This window comes from Candidatus Poribacteria bacterium (assembly GCA_021162805.1).
Classification (GTDB): domain Bacteria; phylum Poribacteria; class WGA-4E; order B28-G17; family B28-G17; genus JAGGXZ01.
Genome location: JAGGXZ010000160.1, coordinates 34,622 through 52,637, shown reverse-complemented (window position 1 = coordinate 52,637; position 18,016 = coordinate 34,622). Strand labels below are relative to the sequence as shown.

12 protein-coding genes are annotated in these 18,016 nt (G+C 55.5%); 10 read left to right on the top strand and 2 right to left on the bottom strand.

Annotated features, from left to right (window positions below):
* Window positions 1–281: 281 nt before the first annotated feature.
* From J7M22_12405 to J7M22_12375, 7 genes are all read left to right on the top strand, one after another.
* The gene (locus J7M22_12405; GenBank protein ID MCD6507408.1) at window positions 282–701 is read left to right on the top strand and encodes a nucleotidyltransferase domain-containing protein; all 420 of its coding nucleotides are present in this window, start codon (window positions 282–284) and stop codon (window positions 699–701) included.
* Complete coding sequence (locus tag J7M22_12400) at window positions 698–2,704, top strand: acetylxylan esterase (protein MCD6507407.1); 2,007 nt, start codon at window positions 698–700, stop codon at window positions 2,702–2,704. Before J7M22_12405 ends, J7M22_12400 begins: the two co-directional genes overlap by 4 nt.
* On the top strand, window positions 2,701–3,609 hold the full coding sequence (locus tag J7M22_12395; GenBank protein MCD6507406.1) for an alpha/beta fold hydrolase: 909 nt from the start codon (window positions 2,701–2,703) through the stop codon (window positions 3,607–3,609). The genes J7M22_12400 and J7M22_12395 overlap by 4 nt, the downstream gene beginning before the upstream one ends.
* A 305-nt stretch (window positions 3,610–3,914) precedes the next feature.
* Window positions 3,915–4,709 carry a zinc-binding alcohol dehydrogenase gene (locus J7M22_12390; protein ID MCD6507405.1) on the top strand — a complete coding sequence of 265 codons (795 nt, stop codon included), beginning with the start codon at window positions 3,915–3,917 and terminating at the stop codon, window positions 4,707–4,709.
* Between the two features lie 20 nt (window positions 4,710–4,729).
* Window positions 4,730–8,656: a VCBS repeat-containing protein gene (locus tag J7M22_12385; protein MCD6507404.1), complete on the top strand. Its 3,927-nt coding sequence runs from the start codon at window positions 4,730–4,732 to the stop codon at window positions 8,654–8,656.
* Window positions 8,653–10,194 carry a heparinase II/III family protein gene (locus J7M22_12380; GenBank protein ID MCD6507403.1) on the top strand — a complete coding sequence of 514 codons (1,542 nt, stop codon included), beginning with the start codon at window positions 8,653–8,655 and terminating at the stop codon, window positions 10,192–10,194. The genes J7M22_12385 and J7M22_12380 overlap by 4 nt, the downstream gene beginning before the upstream one ends.
* Before the next feature lie 60 nt (window positions 10,195–10,254).
* Window positions 10,255–12,117 carry a hypothetical protein gene (locus tag J7M22_12375; GenBank protein ID MCD6507402.1) on the top strand — a complete coding sequence of 621 codons (1,863 nt, stop codon included), beginning with the start codon at window positions 10,255–10,257 and terminating at the stop codon, window positions 12,115–12,117.
* A gap of 61 nt (window positions 12,118–12,178) precedes the next feature.
* On the opposite strand, the gene waaF is transcribed toward J7M22_12375, so the two are convergent.
* Both waaF and J7M22_12365 read right to left on the bottom strand, forming a co-directional pair.
* A complete protein-coding gene (gene waaF / locus J7M22_12370) occupies window positions 12,179–13,267 on the bottom strand; it encodes a lipopolysaccharide heptosyltransferase II (protein ID MCD6507401.1) in 1,089 nt (362 codons plus the stop codon).
* A gap of 69 nt (window positions 13,268–13,336) precedes the next feature.
* On the bottom strand, window positions 13,337–15,223 hold the full coding sequence (locus J7M22_12365; GenBank protein MCD6507400.1) for an aldehyde ferredoxin oxidoreductase family protein: 1,887 nt from the start codon (window positions 15,221–15,223) through the stop codon (window positions 13,337–13,339).
* Between the two features lie 135 nt (window positions 15,224–15,358).
* Between J7M22_12365 and J7M22_12360 the strand changes: the two genes are divergently transcribed.
* The 3 genes from J7M22_12360 (at window position 15,359) to J7M22_12350 (ending at window position 17,890) form a co-directional block, all read left to right on the top strand.
* Window positions 15,359–15,982, top strand: coding sequence for a ThuA domain-containing protein (locus J7M22_12360; GenBank protein MCD6507399.1), 624 nt, complete (start codon window positions 15,359–15,361; stop codon window positions 15,980–15,982).
* Window positions 15,983–16,070: 88 nt separating this feature from the next.
* Window positions 16,071–16,493, top strand: a complete 423-nt coding sequence (locus J7M22_12355) for an ATP-dependent zinc protease (GenBank protein MCD6507398.1) — start codon at window positions 16,071–16,073, stop codon at window positions 16,491–16,493.
* A 5-nt stretch (window positions 16,494–16,498) separates the two neighbouring features.
* Window positions 16,499–17,890, top strand: coding sequence for a hypothetical protein (locus J7M22_12350; GenBank protein ID MCD6507397.1), 1,392 nt, complete (start codon window positions 16,499–16,501; stop codon window positions 17,888–17,890).
* The last annotated feature ends 126 nt before the right edge of the window (window positions 17,891–18,016 follow it).

Sequence of the window (18,016 nt, the reverse complement as noted above, 5' to 3'; positions counted from 1 at the left end):
TGATGGTGATATGTGATAAGATAAGAGAGGCAGATGAAATAGGGGATCAAAGAGGAGTTAGGTTTTCGCTCCCTTTGATCTCCAAAGCAGGTTGGGTTTACACCTTAATTCCATCCATTTTTTGTCTAAAAAATGGGGGTAACCCTATTCCGGTAACATTATACATGAACGATAGCGCTACCTTGAGATCGATCCGAAGATCGTCTATAATAACCTCAGATCCAATACCTCGGATTTCACCGAATTCGCTGGGGAGATCATAAGATTCCTGGAGGATGAAATTGGGTAAGGATGAGATCATAAAGAGGATAGGGGCCGTCCTGAGAGATTTCCCCAATGTGAACTTCGGATATCTGTTCGGATCGGTATCGGAAGGGTTCGAAAGGAAAGATAGCGACGTGGACGTGGCGATCTATCTCGACGAGAGCCTGAGCGATGAGAAATCCTTTAAGCTGGAACTGGAGATCGGGGCTGAGCTGGAGTCAAAGCTGAAGCGAAAAGTGGATCTGATTCCACTCAATCGAGCCCATCCTTTGCTGGCCTTCAGGGCGATCCGTGGCGGGATGGTAATGGAGCGCGATCCCGTTGAGCGATCCCTTGTGGTCTCAAGGATCATGAGCCGATATTACGATTTCAGACATTTCTTCAAGTTCTGCAAACGAGAGATAGCCAGGAGAGCAAGAGAAGGAGAGAAGAGATGATAGGAATAACCGCCGTGATAGCCCTCGCCTCGATTTTGTCCCAGACGACGGGGGAGAGGCTTAACGATATGAGGCTATATGAGGTGCGTCATGGGGATATGCCCTTTGCCTTCCCCATTTACCGATCGCTTAAGGAATGGGAGAGAAGGGCATCCGACCTGCGCATCCACATATTCGTAAGCTGCGGCCTTTACCCTCAACTCGATAAAACACCTCTCAATCCCACCATCTTCGGCAGGATAGAGAGAGGGGATTATACCATCGAGAAGGTCTATTTCGAAAGCTTCCCGGGGTTTTACGTGACGGGCAACCTCTATCGCCCTAAGGGCAAAAAGGGGCTGTTCCCCGGCGTGGCGTGTCCTCACGGACATTGGAGGGAGGGCAGGTTCGGTCACGAGGAGAGCGGATCGGTGCCCGGCAGATGCATAACGCTCGCCAGACAGGGATATGTGGTCTTTTCGTATGATATGATCGGATATAACGACAGCTTCCAGATACCGCATCGGGAGTTCGATGATAAACGCAAACATCTATGGGGCATCAGCGTGATGGGGCTCCAGCTTTTAAACAGCATCAGGGTTGTGGATTTCCTCCAATCGCTTGAGGATGTCGATCCGGAGAGGATCGCCTGCACGGGCGCTTCAGGAGGCGGCACACAGACCTTCATGCTGATGGCGGTAGATGATAGGGTTAAGGTCGCCGCGCCGGTATGTATGGTCTCAGCTCATTTCCAAGGGGGATGCGTCTGTGAGAACGCCCCGAACCTCCGAGTCGATACCTTCAACGTCGAGATAGCCGCTCTGATGGCTCCCAGGCCTTTAATCATGGTCTCAGCCACCGGCGACTGGACCGCCAACACGCCCTTCGTGGAATACCCTGCTATACGTAGCATCTACAGGCTATATGGTGAGGAGGATAAGGTGGAATCTGTCCAGGTGGAGGCCGGTCATAACTACGACAGGCAGAGCAGAGAGGCGGTCTACACCTTCTTCGGGAAATGGCTGTTGGGAGAGACGGATAGGGAGAAGCTGCGCGAAAGGCCGTTCCAGGTCGAGGAAAAGGAGGACCTGCTCGTATTTTACGAGCACCCCAAACCCGAAAACGCCCTTGACCCTGAAGGGATCGTCCGATATCTCATCGATAAGGCCCGTGGGAAGCTGGAGGAGCTTAAGCCGCGGGATAAAGAGGGACTGGGGAGGTTCAAGGGGATCATGTGTCCGGCTCTGCGGCATGCTCTCTGCGTCGAGAGACCCGAACCGGAGGATGTTAAGGCTAAGTCGCTGGGAACGACCAAAGGTGACGGATATGCGATCCAAAGATTGCTGCTCTCACGCAAGGGCGAATCGATCCCTGCCGTGCTGTTCATCCCGCTTGAGAGAAAAGGAGATGGAACGCTTTTGATCTCGTCGCATGGGAAATCGGCCTTCATGGATGAGGAGGGGAAACCGGATTCCAGGGTTAGGGATCTCCTCGATGATGGTCACCTCGTGATGTCGATCGATCCTTTCATGACGGGGGAATATCTCTCCCAGCCGGTCAGGCGGGATGAAGGCGTGAAGTTCTTCACCACCTTCAACCGAACGGATACGGCGGAGAGGGTTCAGGATATCCTCACGGCACTGGCATACCTGAGGGGTCAGGACGGAGTTGAAAGGCTGAACTTGATCGGGTTCGACGAGGCGGGACTGTGGGGGATGCTGGCCGCAGGGGTGGACGGAGAGTTGAGTCATGTAGTTGTCGATATGGATAGATTCAACGCCGAAGATGACGAGGAATGGATCGAAAGGCTCTACGTGCCGTGCATCAGGAGGGTCGGGGACCTCAAAATCGCCGGGGCGCTTATAGCTCCCGCGCCGCTCTTCATCCATAACCTTGCCGATCACTCCGTTCCATCGTGGATATCCGACGTGTATCGGGCGATCGGCGCTGAGGGAAGGCAGAGGATATCCAGAGGTAAGATGAGCTGGGAGGAGATCAAATCTTGGATTGAAACGAGCAGATGAACCTCATTCTGCTGGCGATCCTCGTCATAAATGCTGCCGAAAACCATCCCATACCGCTTAATGAGCTCAAAAGCCAGGTTGAGGAGCGATATGTGAATGTGGATGGCTATCGGATCAGATACCTTCATGCCGGGCAGGGCGATCCGATGGTTTTACTCCATGGTCTGGGGGTTTTCGCCGAAAGCTGGCTATATAACATCCCCGTTCTCGCCAAACGTTTCTCCGTCTACGCACCGGATCTGATAGGATTCGGTAGATCGGATAAACCCAGGATAAAGTATGATGTGGAGACATTCGATGCTTTTCTGCTTGGATTCCTCAACACGCTCGGTATCAAACGGGCGGTTCTCATCGGGAACTCCCTAGGTGGCGGGATAGCCCTCTATTTCGCCCTTTCACATCCCGATAGGGTCGAAAAGCTCGTCCTCGTCGATCCCGCCCTCATAGGTAGGGACGTAAGCTGGGGATTGAGGATTCTCTCCATACCTTTGTTGGGGAGAGTGCTGATCGGCAAGGGATCAAAGGAGGAGCTACGCAGGGCATTGAGCAGTTCCTTTTACGACCCGAAATTTCTGACGGACGATTGGGTTGAGGAGGCATACCGTATCTCGAAGCTTCCGGGAATCAAACATCCCTTCCTCTCAGTCATACGAAACGGGGTAAGCCTTTGGGGAATCAAAAGGCGATACGTCCTCATCAATAGACTTCACGAGCTTTCGATGCCCGTGTTGATAGTATGGGGCGAGGAAGATAGGGTCATCTCTGTCAGATATGCCTATGCCGCTTACCACAGGATAAAAAACGCAAAGTTGATCATCTTCGAAGGATGCGGCCACGCCCCACAGATCGAACGTTACACCCAGTTCAACAAAGCCGTGCTTGAATTCCTCCAAGCCGGTGGTTGATTGAGGATACGTCAGAGGGACTAAGGAATAGGGAGGAGCATATGATGGTTCCCAAAACGAGGAGATATGCGGCTATTACCGGCGACGGTCAGATCGTCGTTGAGGAAGGTCCGATGCCTTCCCCAGGGCGGGGCGAGGTGCTAGTGGAGGTGTATGCGTCGCTCATAAGCCCCGGCACGGAAATGGGAGGCGTCAAAGCGCGCCGTGCGCATCCGAAGCCCGATGCGCCCGCGCAACCCTTCGGCTATAGCAACGCCGGTGTTATCGTTGCCCTCGGCGAGGGATGCGATGAATTTGAGGTAGGCATGCGCGTCGCGTGTATGGGAGGAGGATACGCCCTCCATGCAACGTACGCATGCGTTCCGAAGAACCTGTGCGTGCCCATCCCGGAGAACGTGAGCTTTGAGGAGGCGGCGTTCAATCACCTCGCCGCGACGGCGTTGCAGGCGATCAGGCGCACGGAGATACAAATCGGCGAATACATCGCCATCGTAGGACTTGGGATCATCGGACAAGTTGCCTCTCAACTCGCCCGTCTGTCGGGCGCATACGTCCTCGCGCTGGACAAGCTCCCGATGCGGTTGCATCTGGCGGCGGAAAACGGCGCCGACCGCGTCGTGAACGTTGACGAGGAGGACGCCGTAGCCATAGCACGTGGGTTTACGGACGGTCACGGGCTTGATGGAGCGATAATCGCCTTCGGCGGCGATGCCACACAAGCGGTGAAAGGGCTCCTCGAGATAATGAAGGTCGCTCCCGATACACATCGTATGGGGCGTATAACCATCGTCGGCGGTGCCACCTTAAACGTTGGTTTCCCAACCGCGTTCGGCAATATGGATCTGCGCGCATCATCGCGCCCAGGTCCGGGATATCACGACGAAGCATGGGAGCGGGGTGCGGATTATCCGGACGTGTTCGTGCGTTGGACGACGCGCCGTAATTTGCAGCTTGTTATCAGGCTCATCGACGAAGGACGCCTGCGCGTGCGCAATCTGATTACGCACATCCTCCCGCTTGAACGGGCACCCGAGGCCTGCGAGAGGTTGATCCGGTCGCCGAACGAAACGCTCGGCGTGATCCTCAAGCCATCGTACTGAATTAGGTAAGGAGATCGGCGATGCGATATGATCTGATGGCGGTCATGCTTATGCTCGGATGGATGTCCGTTGTCCGAGGCGTACCTGAGGAGATCACGAAGCTAAAGCCGCTCTACCCTGAGACGCCCCTGATCGTAGATGGGAAGGCGGTCTCAGTGATAGTTTCCCCACGGAACACATACATCCAAAAGGAGGCCCGGCGGCTGAGGAATAGGCTGAAAGATGTAACAGGAGCGGTGCCTGAGCTGATCGACGTCGATGAGGTGATCTCAGAGGATTGGGAGATCCGATTCGATTACATCGGCAAACGCAACTTGATCGCCCTCGGCAACATCAACGATAACCGCCTGCTCGCAGCCCTGTGGGGCGAAGGATATGTCGTGGCGGACTCGGTCTACCCTTACAAGGGCGGCTATGTGATCCGCACGGTGCATGACCCGTTCGGCCGGGGGATCAACGTGGTGGTGCTCGCCGGCTCCGACGTAGAAGGGGTTCGGAGGGCCGTCGACGTGTTCTGCGAGAGGTATCTACCCGAAAGATCCCGAACCGTCGTTCTTACCCAGCCCATTGTCGACGTGAAGTTCACCCCCATCGATCTCCCGTTCCTGCCCGCCCCGGCTAAACCAGGTTGGGCTAAACGCCAGCCGCAATATCGCACGGCGGAGTTTTACAGGAGACAGCTCACGGATGAAAACGGTCGGATCAGGCATATCGAGAAGGGGAACGTTCTGAATCTGCTGGGGCCTATCGCCGGAATGGCGCAGACGTGGTTTTGGACGGGAGATCCCGATCTGCCGCCGCTCATGAAGGCTTTCTTCGACCGCAACCGACACCTATTGAAGGTGGGTCTGGAGCGGGTTGAGATGGAACCTGGCACAGCCGAGATGTTGAGGTGGTGGGATATCGTTGAGGAGCTGCCGGTCTGGACGGATGGGGATCGGCTGGAGATCACCAACGCGTTCCTGCGCGACTCACGGCTGGGTCATGAACGCCGGGCAGTACACCGGCTGGTGAAGGGAGGTTACGTCCAGGTCGTAGATGAAAATCACGGAACCTTCGCCGCATGGCGGGATTTTCAGGCGTGGCGCTATTTCGACAAGTATTATCATCTTCCCGAAGCCAAGTATTGGATGGACGTCGCCCGGGCGATCTACGCCGGTCAGTGCTCGACCCATCAGATCCTGGAGGACGCCGCCGGATACATGTGCTACTGTCCCGATACAACCATCTCCTACGCCTTCGCCAGCCGCGACCTGCGATATCTGGAATCGGGAATCGCCAAGGATCATGCCGAATACATCGCCCAGGTCGCCGTGAACAACCTTGGCCTCTCGACCGGGTTCGGCGACTCTCCCTCACTGATGCTGCCCGCGGCTTATCAGGTGATCGAGAAGGCGGCCTGGTACTATCGTGATCCCCGTCTGAGCTGGATCATCCAACATCATATGCCGCGGGCGACGTCGTTAAGGGCGTTTCAGATAGCGCTGCCATACGATCTCACCGTCCAAGCTCGCGAGCCGGTCAAGTGGGCGGGCCTTCGCCTGTTCCCCATCTACAAGATGCCTCCCACAGGCCGGGCTCCACTTAAAGGGTACGTCTTCGCGCCGAGGGAACCGGCTGGGCCGCAGTGGTTCAATAAGATCGTCTTCCGCGAGGCGTGGCGTCCCGACGCACAGTATCTGCTGCTGGATACCGCCGGAAGATGGATCAAACCGACGGATAAAGTTTACCCGCCGGGACCGGCCGGCCATAAACACGACGATGTGAACACGATAATCAATCTCACCGACAAGGGGCGGATGTGGCTCGTGGATCACACTTACGGGCTGCGATCCATCAAGGATCACTCTGGACTCTACATCACCCGTGACGGCGAGGTATCGTACCGCTGCCACGAGGCGCGTGTGCTCGATCACGCTGAGAGCGGAGATCTGGCCTTCGTCCGGTCGCTCTACGAGGATTTCTCCGGCTCCGATTGGGAGAGGTCCATCTTTTGGTTGAAGGGGAAGCATTTCGTGGTGATAGATCGCGTAAGGGCAAAGGAGCCCGGGGTGTTCACGGTTCGCTGTAGCTTTCGAGCTCTGGGCGAGGAGGAGCTCCGTGAGACGAGGATGCGGCTGACGCAAGAGGGTAAATACTGTGATATCGTCTCCGACGGCGAGGCATTGCTTGACGTCGAACGGCTCGCCTACGATAACCCCGATGAATGGCGCCGATGGTATCCGTATGCCGAGCCGGTCGTGAAGATCCTCCAGGAGGACAAGGCGAAACGGCTCCGACGGGGTGAGTCGCTCTGGTTCCACAACATGTTGATCGCCTCCGATTCGAAGGATGAGCTTGATCGGCTGGACCTCCTGGTCGCATCCGACGGATGTGCGATGGTGTTCGATCGATTGAAGGACAAGCCGATCGGCCTCTACGGTATGGGTGACCCGCCGGGCGAGGTGGCGGAAGCGCATCTCTTCGCTGCCACGCTCGACCAGATCCTCCTTTCAGGCGCGACGCTGCTCGGAACATCGGAGAATATGATCCTGCGGGCGGATCAACCTGTAATCCTCTTCCTCTCCACGCGGGGCGATTGCGTTATCGAGAACGATGAGCCGACCATCGTCCAAATAGTGGGGCGAAAGGAGTCAATACGGTTGGAGCCGGGACGGCATGAGCTGAGATGGGAGGGAGCAAACCGTACGGCGGAGTTGTTATCCAAGCTCTTCGACGCCGCAGAACAAAAGGCGGCGGAACGACGATGCGCAGGCGTCAGACCGATAGCCACTACGATCGCTCCCACCTCTCCTACCATCCGTGCGCGAACTGTGAGGGTGCCCGGCACCATAGCGGATATCGCCGTAGCTGACCTGGACGGCGATGGCAGGGACGAATGGATCGTCGCCGGCGATAAGGGCGTAAGCGCCCTCCGTCCTGATGGGTCGTTGCTATGGCGTTTCCCGATGAAAAGATCGGGCTCGGCGCTGGAGGTGGGGGATGTGGACGGAGACGGATGTCCGGAGATAGCGGTTGGATGTGAGGATCACAGGCTCTACCTGCTGGATGCCGTCGGCGGGAAGCGGTGGGACTTCACCTGTAAGCCGAGCGAGAACAAGGCCGGCCCGCCGGTGCCCGATTTCGTGCGCATCGTCGATCTGGACAGCGACGGCGCAAAGGAGATCGTCGCCGGCGCAAACTGGGTGCATTGCCTGGACGCGAACGGGAAGCTCAAATGGGAGGACTATCTCATCTACGCCCGCGGTCACATCAGCGGCGACTTCCGTTGCGGGGCGATAGCGGATTTCGACGGCGACGGCAGACGAGAGCTTCTCGCCCTGTTCTATTACACCTACCACGTCGGAATGATCTTCGGCTCCGATGGGAGGGTCATCTATCCGCCCAACCGAGATCGGCGCAAGAAGGACGGTCTTTACAAGCTGCCCCTGCCGCAATGCGTCGTGGCGACGAACCTGTTAGGCGGACCGGGAACACCTCATTTCGTGGTCGGCGCCGACTCCTCTATGCGAACCTACTGGGCGATGGGTGAATATGCCGGTGAGGTGGCCAACGGCGTTGCAGGCGATTTCCGAGCCCTGGCGTTGTATCACCCTGAAAGCGGAGCGCCGATCATCTTCGGCGGCACGGATACAGGCAGGATCATCGCCGTACAGGCTGAGGGTCTGCGGAAGGGTCCAACGATACGGCTGAGAACGGTCTGGAACCTTCTGCTGGGCCAGAAGATCACGACGCTTTGGGTCGGTAGGTTGGGCTCGAGCGGCAGACCGCTGCTGCTCGTCGGCACTAAACCCGGTGCCGCCTTCGTCTTCGACGCCGAGACGGGCAAACCGATCGGGCATATCCCTCCGAGCGATTCGCCCGTCGTGAAGTTCCTGAGGTTTCAGGACGGTCTGCTAATAGCCTATCAAGCCGGTATCGTTCGGTTCTACGAGGTGAAGCCATGAGCCAGTTCATCTATGTGTCAGCTTTTATGATGATCCTCGCATTTGCGGCCGGGGGTAGACCTCAAATCCCCCCTGTCCCGCCAGGACATCCTCGGGTCTACGTCCGTCCTGAGGATCTACCGGATATCAGGCGTAAGATCGAGATGCCGGAGTTTTCCAAAGCGTGGGAGGCCGTGAAAAGCTCTCACCATCCTCTTTGTCTGGCCTTTCTGTACCTTGTAACAGGTGATGGGAAGGCAGGGCGGGAAGCTATCGAACGATGGTTTGAGTCTCTGGAGGGAGACTGGGACAACCCCGATCGGCTCGGCAGGGTCTTTTTAAACTATATGCACGTTGGGGCCTGTGTTTATGACTGGTGCTATAATCTTTTGACCGATGAGGAGAGGAGAAAGCTCATCGAGTCGTTTGAGAGGATCGCAGCGTCACACTCGCCGGGTTACCCGGCCAGGGCAAACTCTCCGGCGGTCGTGGGTCACGTCACCGAAGGGTGGTTGTTGACCGGTCAGCTTCCCGTCAGGGTTGCGATATATGATGAGTCCAAAACGATGTATGAGGCCGCTGCCAGGCTTTTCTTCGAGAGGTTCGTTCCCGTCCGCAACTTCCTCTATCGATCCCACATGCACCATCAGGGCGACTCCTACATAGTGACCCGCTTCATCCACGATATAGCCGTAAGCTGGCTTTTCCGGAGGATGGGCGCCGGTGATGTCTTCAGCCCTCAACAGCGGTTCGTCCCCTATCAGCTCATCTATCATCTCCGCCCCGACGGGAAGCAGATGCACAGCGGAGATACATTCGATGAGCGCGGCGACAGCTCCGGGAAACGAATGCTTATGCTGTTGACGGGGACCTACTATGACGATCCGTATCTGCTGTGGATGGCCGATTCGGGCGTCTTCAGGAGCTACGGGGATATCGGCGGCGTATTTGAGCTGCTGTTCCGCAAGCCTGGATCGGAGAAGCAACCCATAAGCGAGCTTCCCCTCACCAAATACTTCCCATCGCCGATGGGCGAGATGGTGACGCGTACGGGATGGGATATGGGGATGGAAAGCCGGGACGCGGTGGTGCATATGCGCATCGGCGAGTATTTCTTCGGAAACCATCAGCACAAGGACTTCGGAACCTTTCAGATCTACTACCGAGGGCCGCTTGCGATCTCGACGGGAGTCTACGACCTGTATGGCTCGCCTCACTGGAGGAACTATTACCATCAGACCATCTCGAAAAACGGCCTTCTGATATTCGATCCGTCGGAAACCGAAACCATGGTGGGCACACAGGTGTTGAACTACGCCGTGTTTTTCGCCAAAAAGAACCGGTTGTTGAAGGAGGCCCGGCTTACGATCGAAGGGGAGGAGAATGTGAAGGTGCTCATTTGTGATCTGGAACCCGGTATGTGGAGCCTCAGCCGAAACGGCGGGAGGATCGGACAGATCCGGGTCACCGATGAGGGCAAATGCGTTTATCTCGACGCCATGCCGGGTGATTATTTCCTGAAATGGACAAGAGTCGAGGATCGAGGAAAAGCTCGTTAATGCGTTGAACGTTTAACGTTCCACACTTCCTGAAAACCGGAATAGACTGGAGGTGAAGTTATGAGCCATCTGATCTGTTTGGTCACGGTGTTTATAGCCTCGGCCATGATAAGCGTGGACGATTTAGGTCAAAACGTCAAGTTCAGGATACTGGTCGATAAGGTCATGCAGCCCGAAGAGGGATGGGTGACGAAGGAGTGGATGGTCAAAGAGGCCGCCGAGACTGGGTTTAATGTCTACTGCCCGCGACACGGATACAACAGGATGGAGGAGGTCAGACAAGTCGCTAAATGGTGTGGGAAATACGGGATCTTCCACATGGTGTGGATGCGCGGTTCATTGAGGGCACCTGAAGGGAAGAAGGCTGAGGGAAAAAGGATGGTATGGTCGATAGGAGCCGAACAGCCGCTTTGGAGTCCAAATTCGGATGAGCTATGGGAGTGGATGAGCCGCTATATCGTCGAATACGCCAAGATCAGCCTCGAGATACCCAGCCTCATAGGCGTGTTCCTCGACTACGAGAACTACGCCCCGGGCGGGAGAGAGGGAAATCTCTACTCGCTCTCCTACGACGATATTATCATGGAGAAATTCGCCAAGGCCAAGGGGATCAATCTGCCGAAGCTGCCACTGGATCGGAGGAAAAAATGGCTGCAGGAGAAAGGGTTACACGATGATTTTGAGAGATTCCAGGTCAAGCTCTGGCGTGAGCGATGTAGGGAACTACGCCAAGCCGTGGACAGATATAATCCTAAGTTCCGGTTCTGTGTCTATCCTGCTCCTGGAACACCCTTCATAGTGGAGGCGATCTATCCGGAGTGGGCGACCGAGAAAGCACCGCTGATCCTTGCCGACGCCTGCACCTACGGCAGACCGGGACTCCTACCGGAGGCTGAATCCCTCAGGAGAAACCGCGAGAAACTGCTCCAGAGGATAGAGGTGCCGAAAAGGGTAGGTATCAACTTCATCTATGCCGGAGGGATTGATCCGGTCGTGAGGGGAGCCGATCCGGAGTTCTGCGGCAAAAATGCTGTGATGATCTCTCAGATCACCGGTGGATATTGGGTTTTCTACGAAGGACCAAAATATAAGGTGGATCACCCGGACTACTTCAAATGGTTCTCATGGGCGAACCGGGCGATAGCCGAAGGGAAACTCAACGCGTGGCACGAGCCCCGTCAGACACCAGAACGTCTGATATCACAGGGGATCTTCGCTCAGGCGGTCGAGTCGGTTAAACGGCTGAAGCCGCCTGAGGTGACGGGGAAGGCGGTGAGGCTCCCAAAGGCGGAGCTGCGCGGTGAAAATCTGCTGTTGATCGCCGCCGAGGCAGGTCACCCCGTCGAGATCAAGCTTGAAAACCGTCCCGTAGCGCGCTATCGATCACCTCTTTTCTGGGAGGCGAGGGATATCTCTTTGAAAACGGTGGCCAGCGGGACCATCCCCTACAGAAAGGACGGCTTTGTAAGGTTCACACCGGGGACCGCTGGGATCTACCTGATCGGGATGACTTCCGGCAGTTGCGCTTATTCCATTATAAGCTCAAACGTCCCCGTGGGGCTATACTCAGGCAGGAAATTGTCCTTCATCCATGGTGTCGATCGGCTGTACTTCAAGGTGCCTGAGGAGATCAAGCGGTTTACGATCTTCATCTGGGGGAGCGGCGGTGAGACCGTACGGCTGAACGTCTACGATCCCAGTGGAAACAGGGTTGCCACGGGCCAGACCACGCTCAAAAGGGAGAAAGCCGAGATCAAAGTGGACGCGGGGGATCTGGCGGGAAGGACCTGGTCGCTTCAACTGACAAAGGCTGATGAGGGAATTTTGGAGGATCACTCGATCCGGCTCGATCCGAAGCTGCCGCCCGTGTTGTCGTTAAGCCCTGAGCACGTTTTCGATTCTAATACAGGCTCCGTCAGGTAGAGCGGGGATATAGCAGCGCGCTTATACTACCGCCGAGCGGTTGGGGTGTAACTGGCTACGCTTAGTGTAGCAGAAAATCGCGGGCTGCACGGAATACATCCTCGACTTTTACCTCATTGACGCATCCCTCGGTATGGAAAGGGCATCTCTCAGACATGCACGGGGGACAATCGAGCTTGGCTCTGATCGTCAAACATCCTTTTCCATAGGGACCGAATCTCTCAGGACTGGATGGCCCGAATATACCGATCACCTTGATCCCCAAAGCGGCGGCGATGTGCATTGGACCGCTGTCGTTGCCGATGAAGAGATCGCATCTCTCAAGCACTCCGGCTAAGGTGGGAAGATCCGTTCGTCCGGTCAGATCCACCGGTTTATGCCTCATCATCGAGATGATCTCACGCGATATATCGAGCTCGGATTTCGATCCGACCAGCAATATTCGGGCGCCAAGTTCCTCCCAGAGTTTATCACCCAGCTCGGCGAAGTTGAATGGAGCCCATCTCTTGAGCTTAACGGGCGATCCGGGATGGAAGGCCACGATAGGTCCCGTTTCTCCGGTGAAGAGCTTATCGAACATCTCATCGACGTTATCCTTTATATGTCTGGGGATGGTGAGGGAAAGACTTATATGGGAGGGCGTCGGGATTCCGGCCATCTTCAGCGGCTCCAGATTTCTTTTAACCTCATGATCCCAGATCGAGGTTTTTCCGCGCATCCTCATCCGAAGCCTATGTGAGGATCGATCTATCCGCCATTTAAACCGCTTCGATACCGCGAGGGCGACGGAGAGCCATGTAGGACGGAGATCAACGGCCATATCGAATCCGCCGTGCCACAGACGGGCGAGCAATCCTATCCTTTCCCGAAGCCCGCTTTTCCGATCCCTCGCAAATAACCCCGGTCTGTAGCCTATCGCTTCGTCTATTTCGGGGATGAGCTCCGTTAGAGGTAAACACCATTCACCTACCAACGCCGTGATATTGGAATGGGGGAAAGCAAGCCTGAGGGTTTTAATCGCCGGGATGGCAAGTATTAAATCTCCTATGTGATCGGGTTTGATGATGAGGATCCTCTTAGGCGGCCTTTTAGGATCAAGCTTATTGGGATACAAAGTAAAATTAATGAGGGCTGAGATAAGTATCAGCACCCGTTCCTCGAATTCCTTCATGAGCTGTGGTTTTCGAATCCGACACATCACATAAGAAGGTGGGCGGTATCACTCCACCGCCCACAGGAGATCCAGCTCTGCCAGTTTTCCCCTTGTCGGGAATCCGGTCTTCGGATCCCAGCCGTACATCTGATAGAACAGCTCGAGAAGCTCTTCGAATTTCTCCTTATCTATTTTCTCTCCCTTGAGCGTTCCGCCCTCGAGCCCCTGGAACAGCCTTTCGGGCAGCGTGTCGTCCTCCCTGGTGAATCCCTCTCGGAAGTTGAAGATCCTCGCCATTGTGGCGGCCCTCTCACCGACCTTCATCAGCTCCCACAATGAGGTATCCCATCCCGTCACCGCCCGCGTGTATTCGACGAGTTTGTTTATCGGGAAGGGACCAAGCGGCACGCCGACGAAATCGCACATATCGATGCAGTTGTAGAGGTTCCAGAGGATCTGGCAGTAGTAATAGGCTTTAACCTTACGCGGGGTGAACTCCAGGGATGGCATCGGCTCTATCAATCCCAAGGGCTCAAGAGGATCGCCGGCCTCGGGGCCGAGATTTTCAAGGGCGGGGTCATGCGGTGCTTCCATGTGATCGGCGCCGGTTGGGGAAGTCGAATATGCCAATGCGAGCGATTTCTTGCCGCGCGGCTCGTGCATCGGAACCTCCTGCCCCTTAACGTGCATGGCGAATCTCTCGGCGCCTTTACCTATCTTCTCGGCAGCTCGCTTGACGCCTTCGGCCAGAATATCCCCCAATCCCTCACGTCTGCAGATCATCTCGACCATCTTCACCAATGCCTCGGCGTTTCCAAACCTCAGATCTAAACCCCCCGTGTCCTCCTTGGTCAGGATCCCGTTCTCATAACATTCCATAGCGAACGCTATGGAGACGCCACATGAGATCGTGTCGACGGCGTATTTGCTGCATATCTCATTCGCCTTAGCGATAGCCCTCAGATCGCTCACACCGCACAGCGATCCCATCGAGGCGACGGTCTCGTATTCCGGTCCGCCGTATTTCGGATCGACCTTGAACGGACCTTCATCGACCTTGACAACCCGCTTACACGCTATCGGACAGGCGTAGCAGGTGCCCCGTCTTATCAGGATCGTATCCCTCATTCTCTCCCCGCTGATCTGTTCTGCCCCTTCGAAAGAGCCCTCGCGGAAGTTACGCGTGGGCAGTATGCCTGTATCGCTGAGCGGTTTGACTATCCTGGACGTCCCCAGGTCATGCATATCGCCGGGTTGGGGCTTGTAATACTCCCGAACGAACCATCGTACGATCTCCCTGGCCTTTTCGGGATCATACATCGGCACCTCCTGTGTGCCGCGGACGGCTATAGCGCGCAGGTTTTTGGAACCCATAACCGCTCCCATGCCGGTTCGACCGTTAAAGTGATGGAGCTCGTTAACTATCCCGGCATATCGAACCAGCTTCTCCCCGCCAGGGCCGATCTGCGCTATCCTGACGCGATTATCCCCCAGCTCCTCCTTGAGGATATCCGAAACCTCACCCGTGAGCTTCCCCCACAGGTGTGATGCGTCTCGAATCTCCGCCTTGCCGTCCTTTATCCAGAGATAGACCGGCCTGTCCGATCTGCCTCTGATGATGATGGCATCGAAGCCGGCCCTTTTGAGCTCAGGTGCGAACCATCCCCCTGCCTCCGTCTCTCCCAGACCTCCGGTAAGGGGTGATTTCCCCAGAACGCTCAGCCTTGTAGCCCCCGGCAGAGGGGTGCCCCCCAGAACGCTGCTGGTGAATATGAGCATGTTTTGGGGAGAGAGCGGATCTATCCCGGGCTTAAGCTCCTTCAGAAGGTAGTGAAGACCGAAAGCACTTCCTCCGAGATATCTCCTGTATATGATCGGGTCAGGCGTCTCAACCTCGATCCTGCCCGAGCTGAGATCAATCCTTAGAACTTTTCCCCAATATCCGTATCCCATATTCCTCCTCCCATAAGGTCGTTCGGTATATCAAAGTATATCAGGATTCAGCGGTCAGGTCAATTCCTCATTGATCAACGCGGCGATCTATGGTAGAATGATATCCTGCAAAACGTCAAGATAAGGGGAGCTGAGATGGAAAGGATAAAGACCCTCGTCTTCGCCGGGGGACAGATACACGATTTTAAGGGATGTGGTAAGGCTATAAGGGAGATCCTCTCCGAGAGGGAGGAGTTCGATATCACCTATATGGAGGAGGATCTCGACGTGCTGAAGGCGCTGGATCCGTATGATCTGATCGTCTTCTACTACACCGTGGGGACGATAACCGATGAGCAGAAAAACGGCCTGCTCAACTGGGTGGCGTCCGGCAAGGGGTACGTCGGGATACACTCCGCGGCCGATTCCTTCAGAGGATGTCCCGAATATCGGGCGATGGTCGGTGGACACTTCGTTACGCATCCTCGATACAGACAATATCAGGTGAGCGTCGTCGATCCCGAACATCCTATAACGAAAGGGATGGACGAGTTCATGGTCACCGATGAACAGTATATCCTGGACTATGACCCGCGCGTGAATGTGTTATGCACGGCGCTCTATAGGGGTAAGGCGATGCCGGTTGCCTGGACGAAATCCTGGGGCAAGGGAAGGGTCTTTTATCTGGCATTGGGGCATGACCCAAAGGCGTGTCAACATGAGATGTTCAAGCTGCTTTTGCAGAGGGGAGCTCTCTGGGCGGGCACGCCTTCCGAATAGATGGATCTCATCACTCCTGATCCTCCTCGTCCTCATCTCCCTTGACGGTTGTCTCCGCCGCTATCGCGTGCTCGGACCGGTTGAGACCGTGGAGATTCTGTCCAGGGATTCCCGTGAAAGCATCAAGGTGAAGGCCAGAATAGATACCGGTGCCTATTCCAGCTCCATAGATGAGAGGCTGGCTCTCAAACTGGGGTTTAGAGATGCCATCGAATATTACAAAAGCTTCGGGCTGAGGAGAACCCTGACGAGAAGGGAGGTCAGGGAGTTGAGGGCGAAGGGGATCAAGAGGAAATTGGCGAAACATCCGGATATCATCGAGGCGGTCTTCGTCTACAGCTCAAATGGCACAACGCTCAGGATAAAAGTTCCTCTGACGTTTTACTTGGCCGGCGTTAGGATCAGATCGGCCGTCACGATCGCCGATAGAGGCAATCTGAGATACCCGATGATAATAGGCAGAAGGGATCTAAAGGGGTTTCTGATAGATCCGACCAAAGCCGAGGATTAGAAAAGTTGAAGAAAGTGCTCAGAATAACGGATATACTGACGGGATGGGGTTTCTCCGTGATCCTTTCCGAAGATGAGCCGATGACATACGGCGGCCTACTGGATAAGTATCTGCGTCGGGCGGATGTGGATGATCTCACCCGAAGCGGGAGGATATCCGCTGATGAGATCCGTTGGGCGGACAAGATACAGGATAGGGTTTTCCAGATAGATGAATCAGGTGAGCTTCTCCCCGATCCGGTCGATGGGGTCTATCTGTCAAACGGAACTGAACCCGTCGAGTGGGATCAGGAGATAGCCTTTGATCTGGTTCAGACCGAGCGGGAGAGATTCCTCCTGATCGAGCTGCGGATAGATCGGTCGGACGCCATATTTAACCTGAACGAGCGGGGGTATAACCTCAGAAAGTGGCGCAAAAACGAGGATCTGTTCGATGGTTTCATCGAGAAGACGCTGGTCTCAGCCTACGGGACGGAGGCGTCGAGGATCATGAAACTGGGGTCGGCTGACTCTAGGAGGAAATTCCTAAAGGCCGTCGGAAGGAGGATATGGGAGGCGAACTTCGAGCTCTACTCCCGCTTCATCGGAGATCGAATCAGATATAAGGACGGCTCTGAGACGCTGGAAAACATCATCGCCGGCCACGGGGGAATCTGCTCTGAGAAAGCCTCGGCCATGAAGATGATCTCCGACCGGTTCGGATTCGAGGCCGAATATCTGCTTGCAGGGCCTGACGCAAGGGGGGGATTTCCCGTCGAAAGGCTCAGGGAGATGATCGATGAGAGGGATTTCGCCTACGGGAAGAAATACACCAATTATTGGCAGCATATGGCGCTGCTGTATCGAATCGAGGATGAGCCGGTGATGATGGACGTCACAAATGGCAATGTCCCCTTTCTGTTCCTGGAGGGGGATGATGCCCTTTCGCTTGTGGATTCCAGGAAGTTCATCGAGGTCAGGATGGCGGAGGAGATAGAGAGGTTCTACTATCACAGGGTTCCCCAGGATATCCCCCTCGCCCTTTTGGCCCTGATGCGGGATTGGGTCGAGGCGATAGATCTCATACATGTCTTCGACGATGGCCTGGGATTGCTTATAAGGGATGACTGCTTCGTATGGCCCGTCATGTATAGGGAGGATTGGGAGCTGGAGGACGAGCTTAGATGGTGGGAGGAGATCTGCCGAAGGGAGGGGTTCGAGGATGTGGAGTTGCTAACCGATACGGAGAAGCCGGGTAGGTTATGGTCGGAGTTCAAAAACAGACATCCGATGATCTACGAGTGCCTGATCGATGCCTTTCCGTATCTGAGGCGAAGATACAACGACTTCCATGCTCCAGGAAGGAGGGATTATAACCTCGCTTACATCCTTTTATCGCTAAATATAGCGGGGACCTGATTGGCCTTGCCGTCTTTTAAATGACGATAAATGACAATCGCTCATATTGTCACTGAGTGTAGTAGGACGCAAAAACTCACCCGAAACAGGTTAAGGTTTAGGTTGAGGTTAAGAGGAAGAATCTCA

Coding starts and splice junctions, on each gene's coding strand:
- J7M22_12390 (MCD6507405.1), top strand. CDS start 3,915: ATGCGCGTCGCGTGTATGGGAGGAGGATACGCCCTCCATGCAACGTAC.
- J7M22_12380 (MCD6507403.1), top strand. CDS start 8,653: ATGAGCCAGTTCATCTATGTGTCAGCTTTTATGATGATCCTCGCATTT.
- J7M22_12400 (MCD6507407.1), top strand. CDS start 698: ATGATAGGAATAACCGCCGTGATAGCCCTCGCCTCGATTTTGTCCCAG.
- J7M22_12365 (MCD6507400.1), bottom strand. CDS start 15,223: ATGGGATACGGATATTGGGGAAAAGTTCTAAGGATTGATCTCAGCTCG.
- J7M22_12385 (MCD6507404.1), top strand. CDS start 4,730: ATGCGATATGATCTGATGGCGGTCATGCTTATGCTCGGATGGATGTCC.
- J7M22_12360 (MCD6507399.1), top strand. CDS start 15,359: ATGGAAAGGATAAAGACCCTCGTCTTCGCCGGGGGACAGATACACGAT.
- J7M22_12375 (MCD6507402.1), top strand. CDS start 10,255: ATGAGCCATCTGATCTGTTTGGTCACGGTGTTTATAGCCTCGGCCATG.
- J7M22_12395 (MCD6507406.1), top strand. CDS start 2,701: ATGAACCTCATTCTGCTGGCGATCCTCGTCATAAATGCTGCCGAAAAC.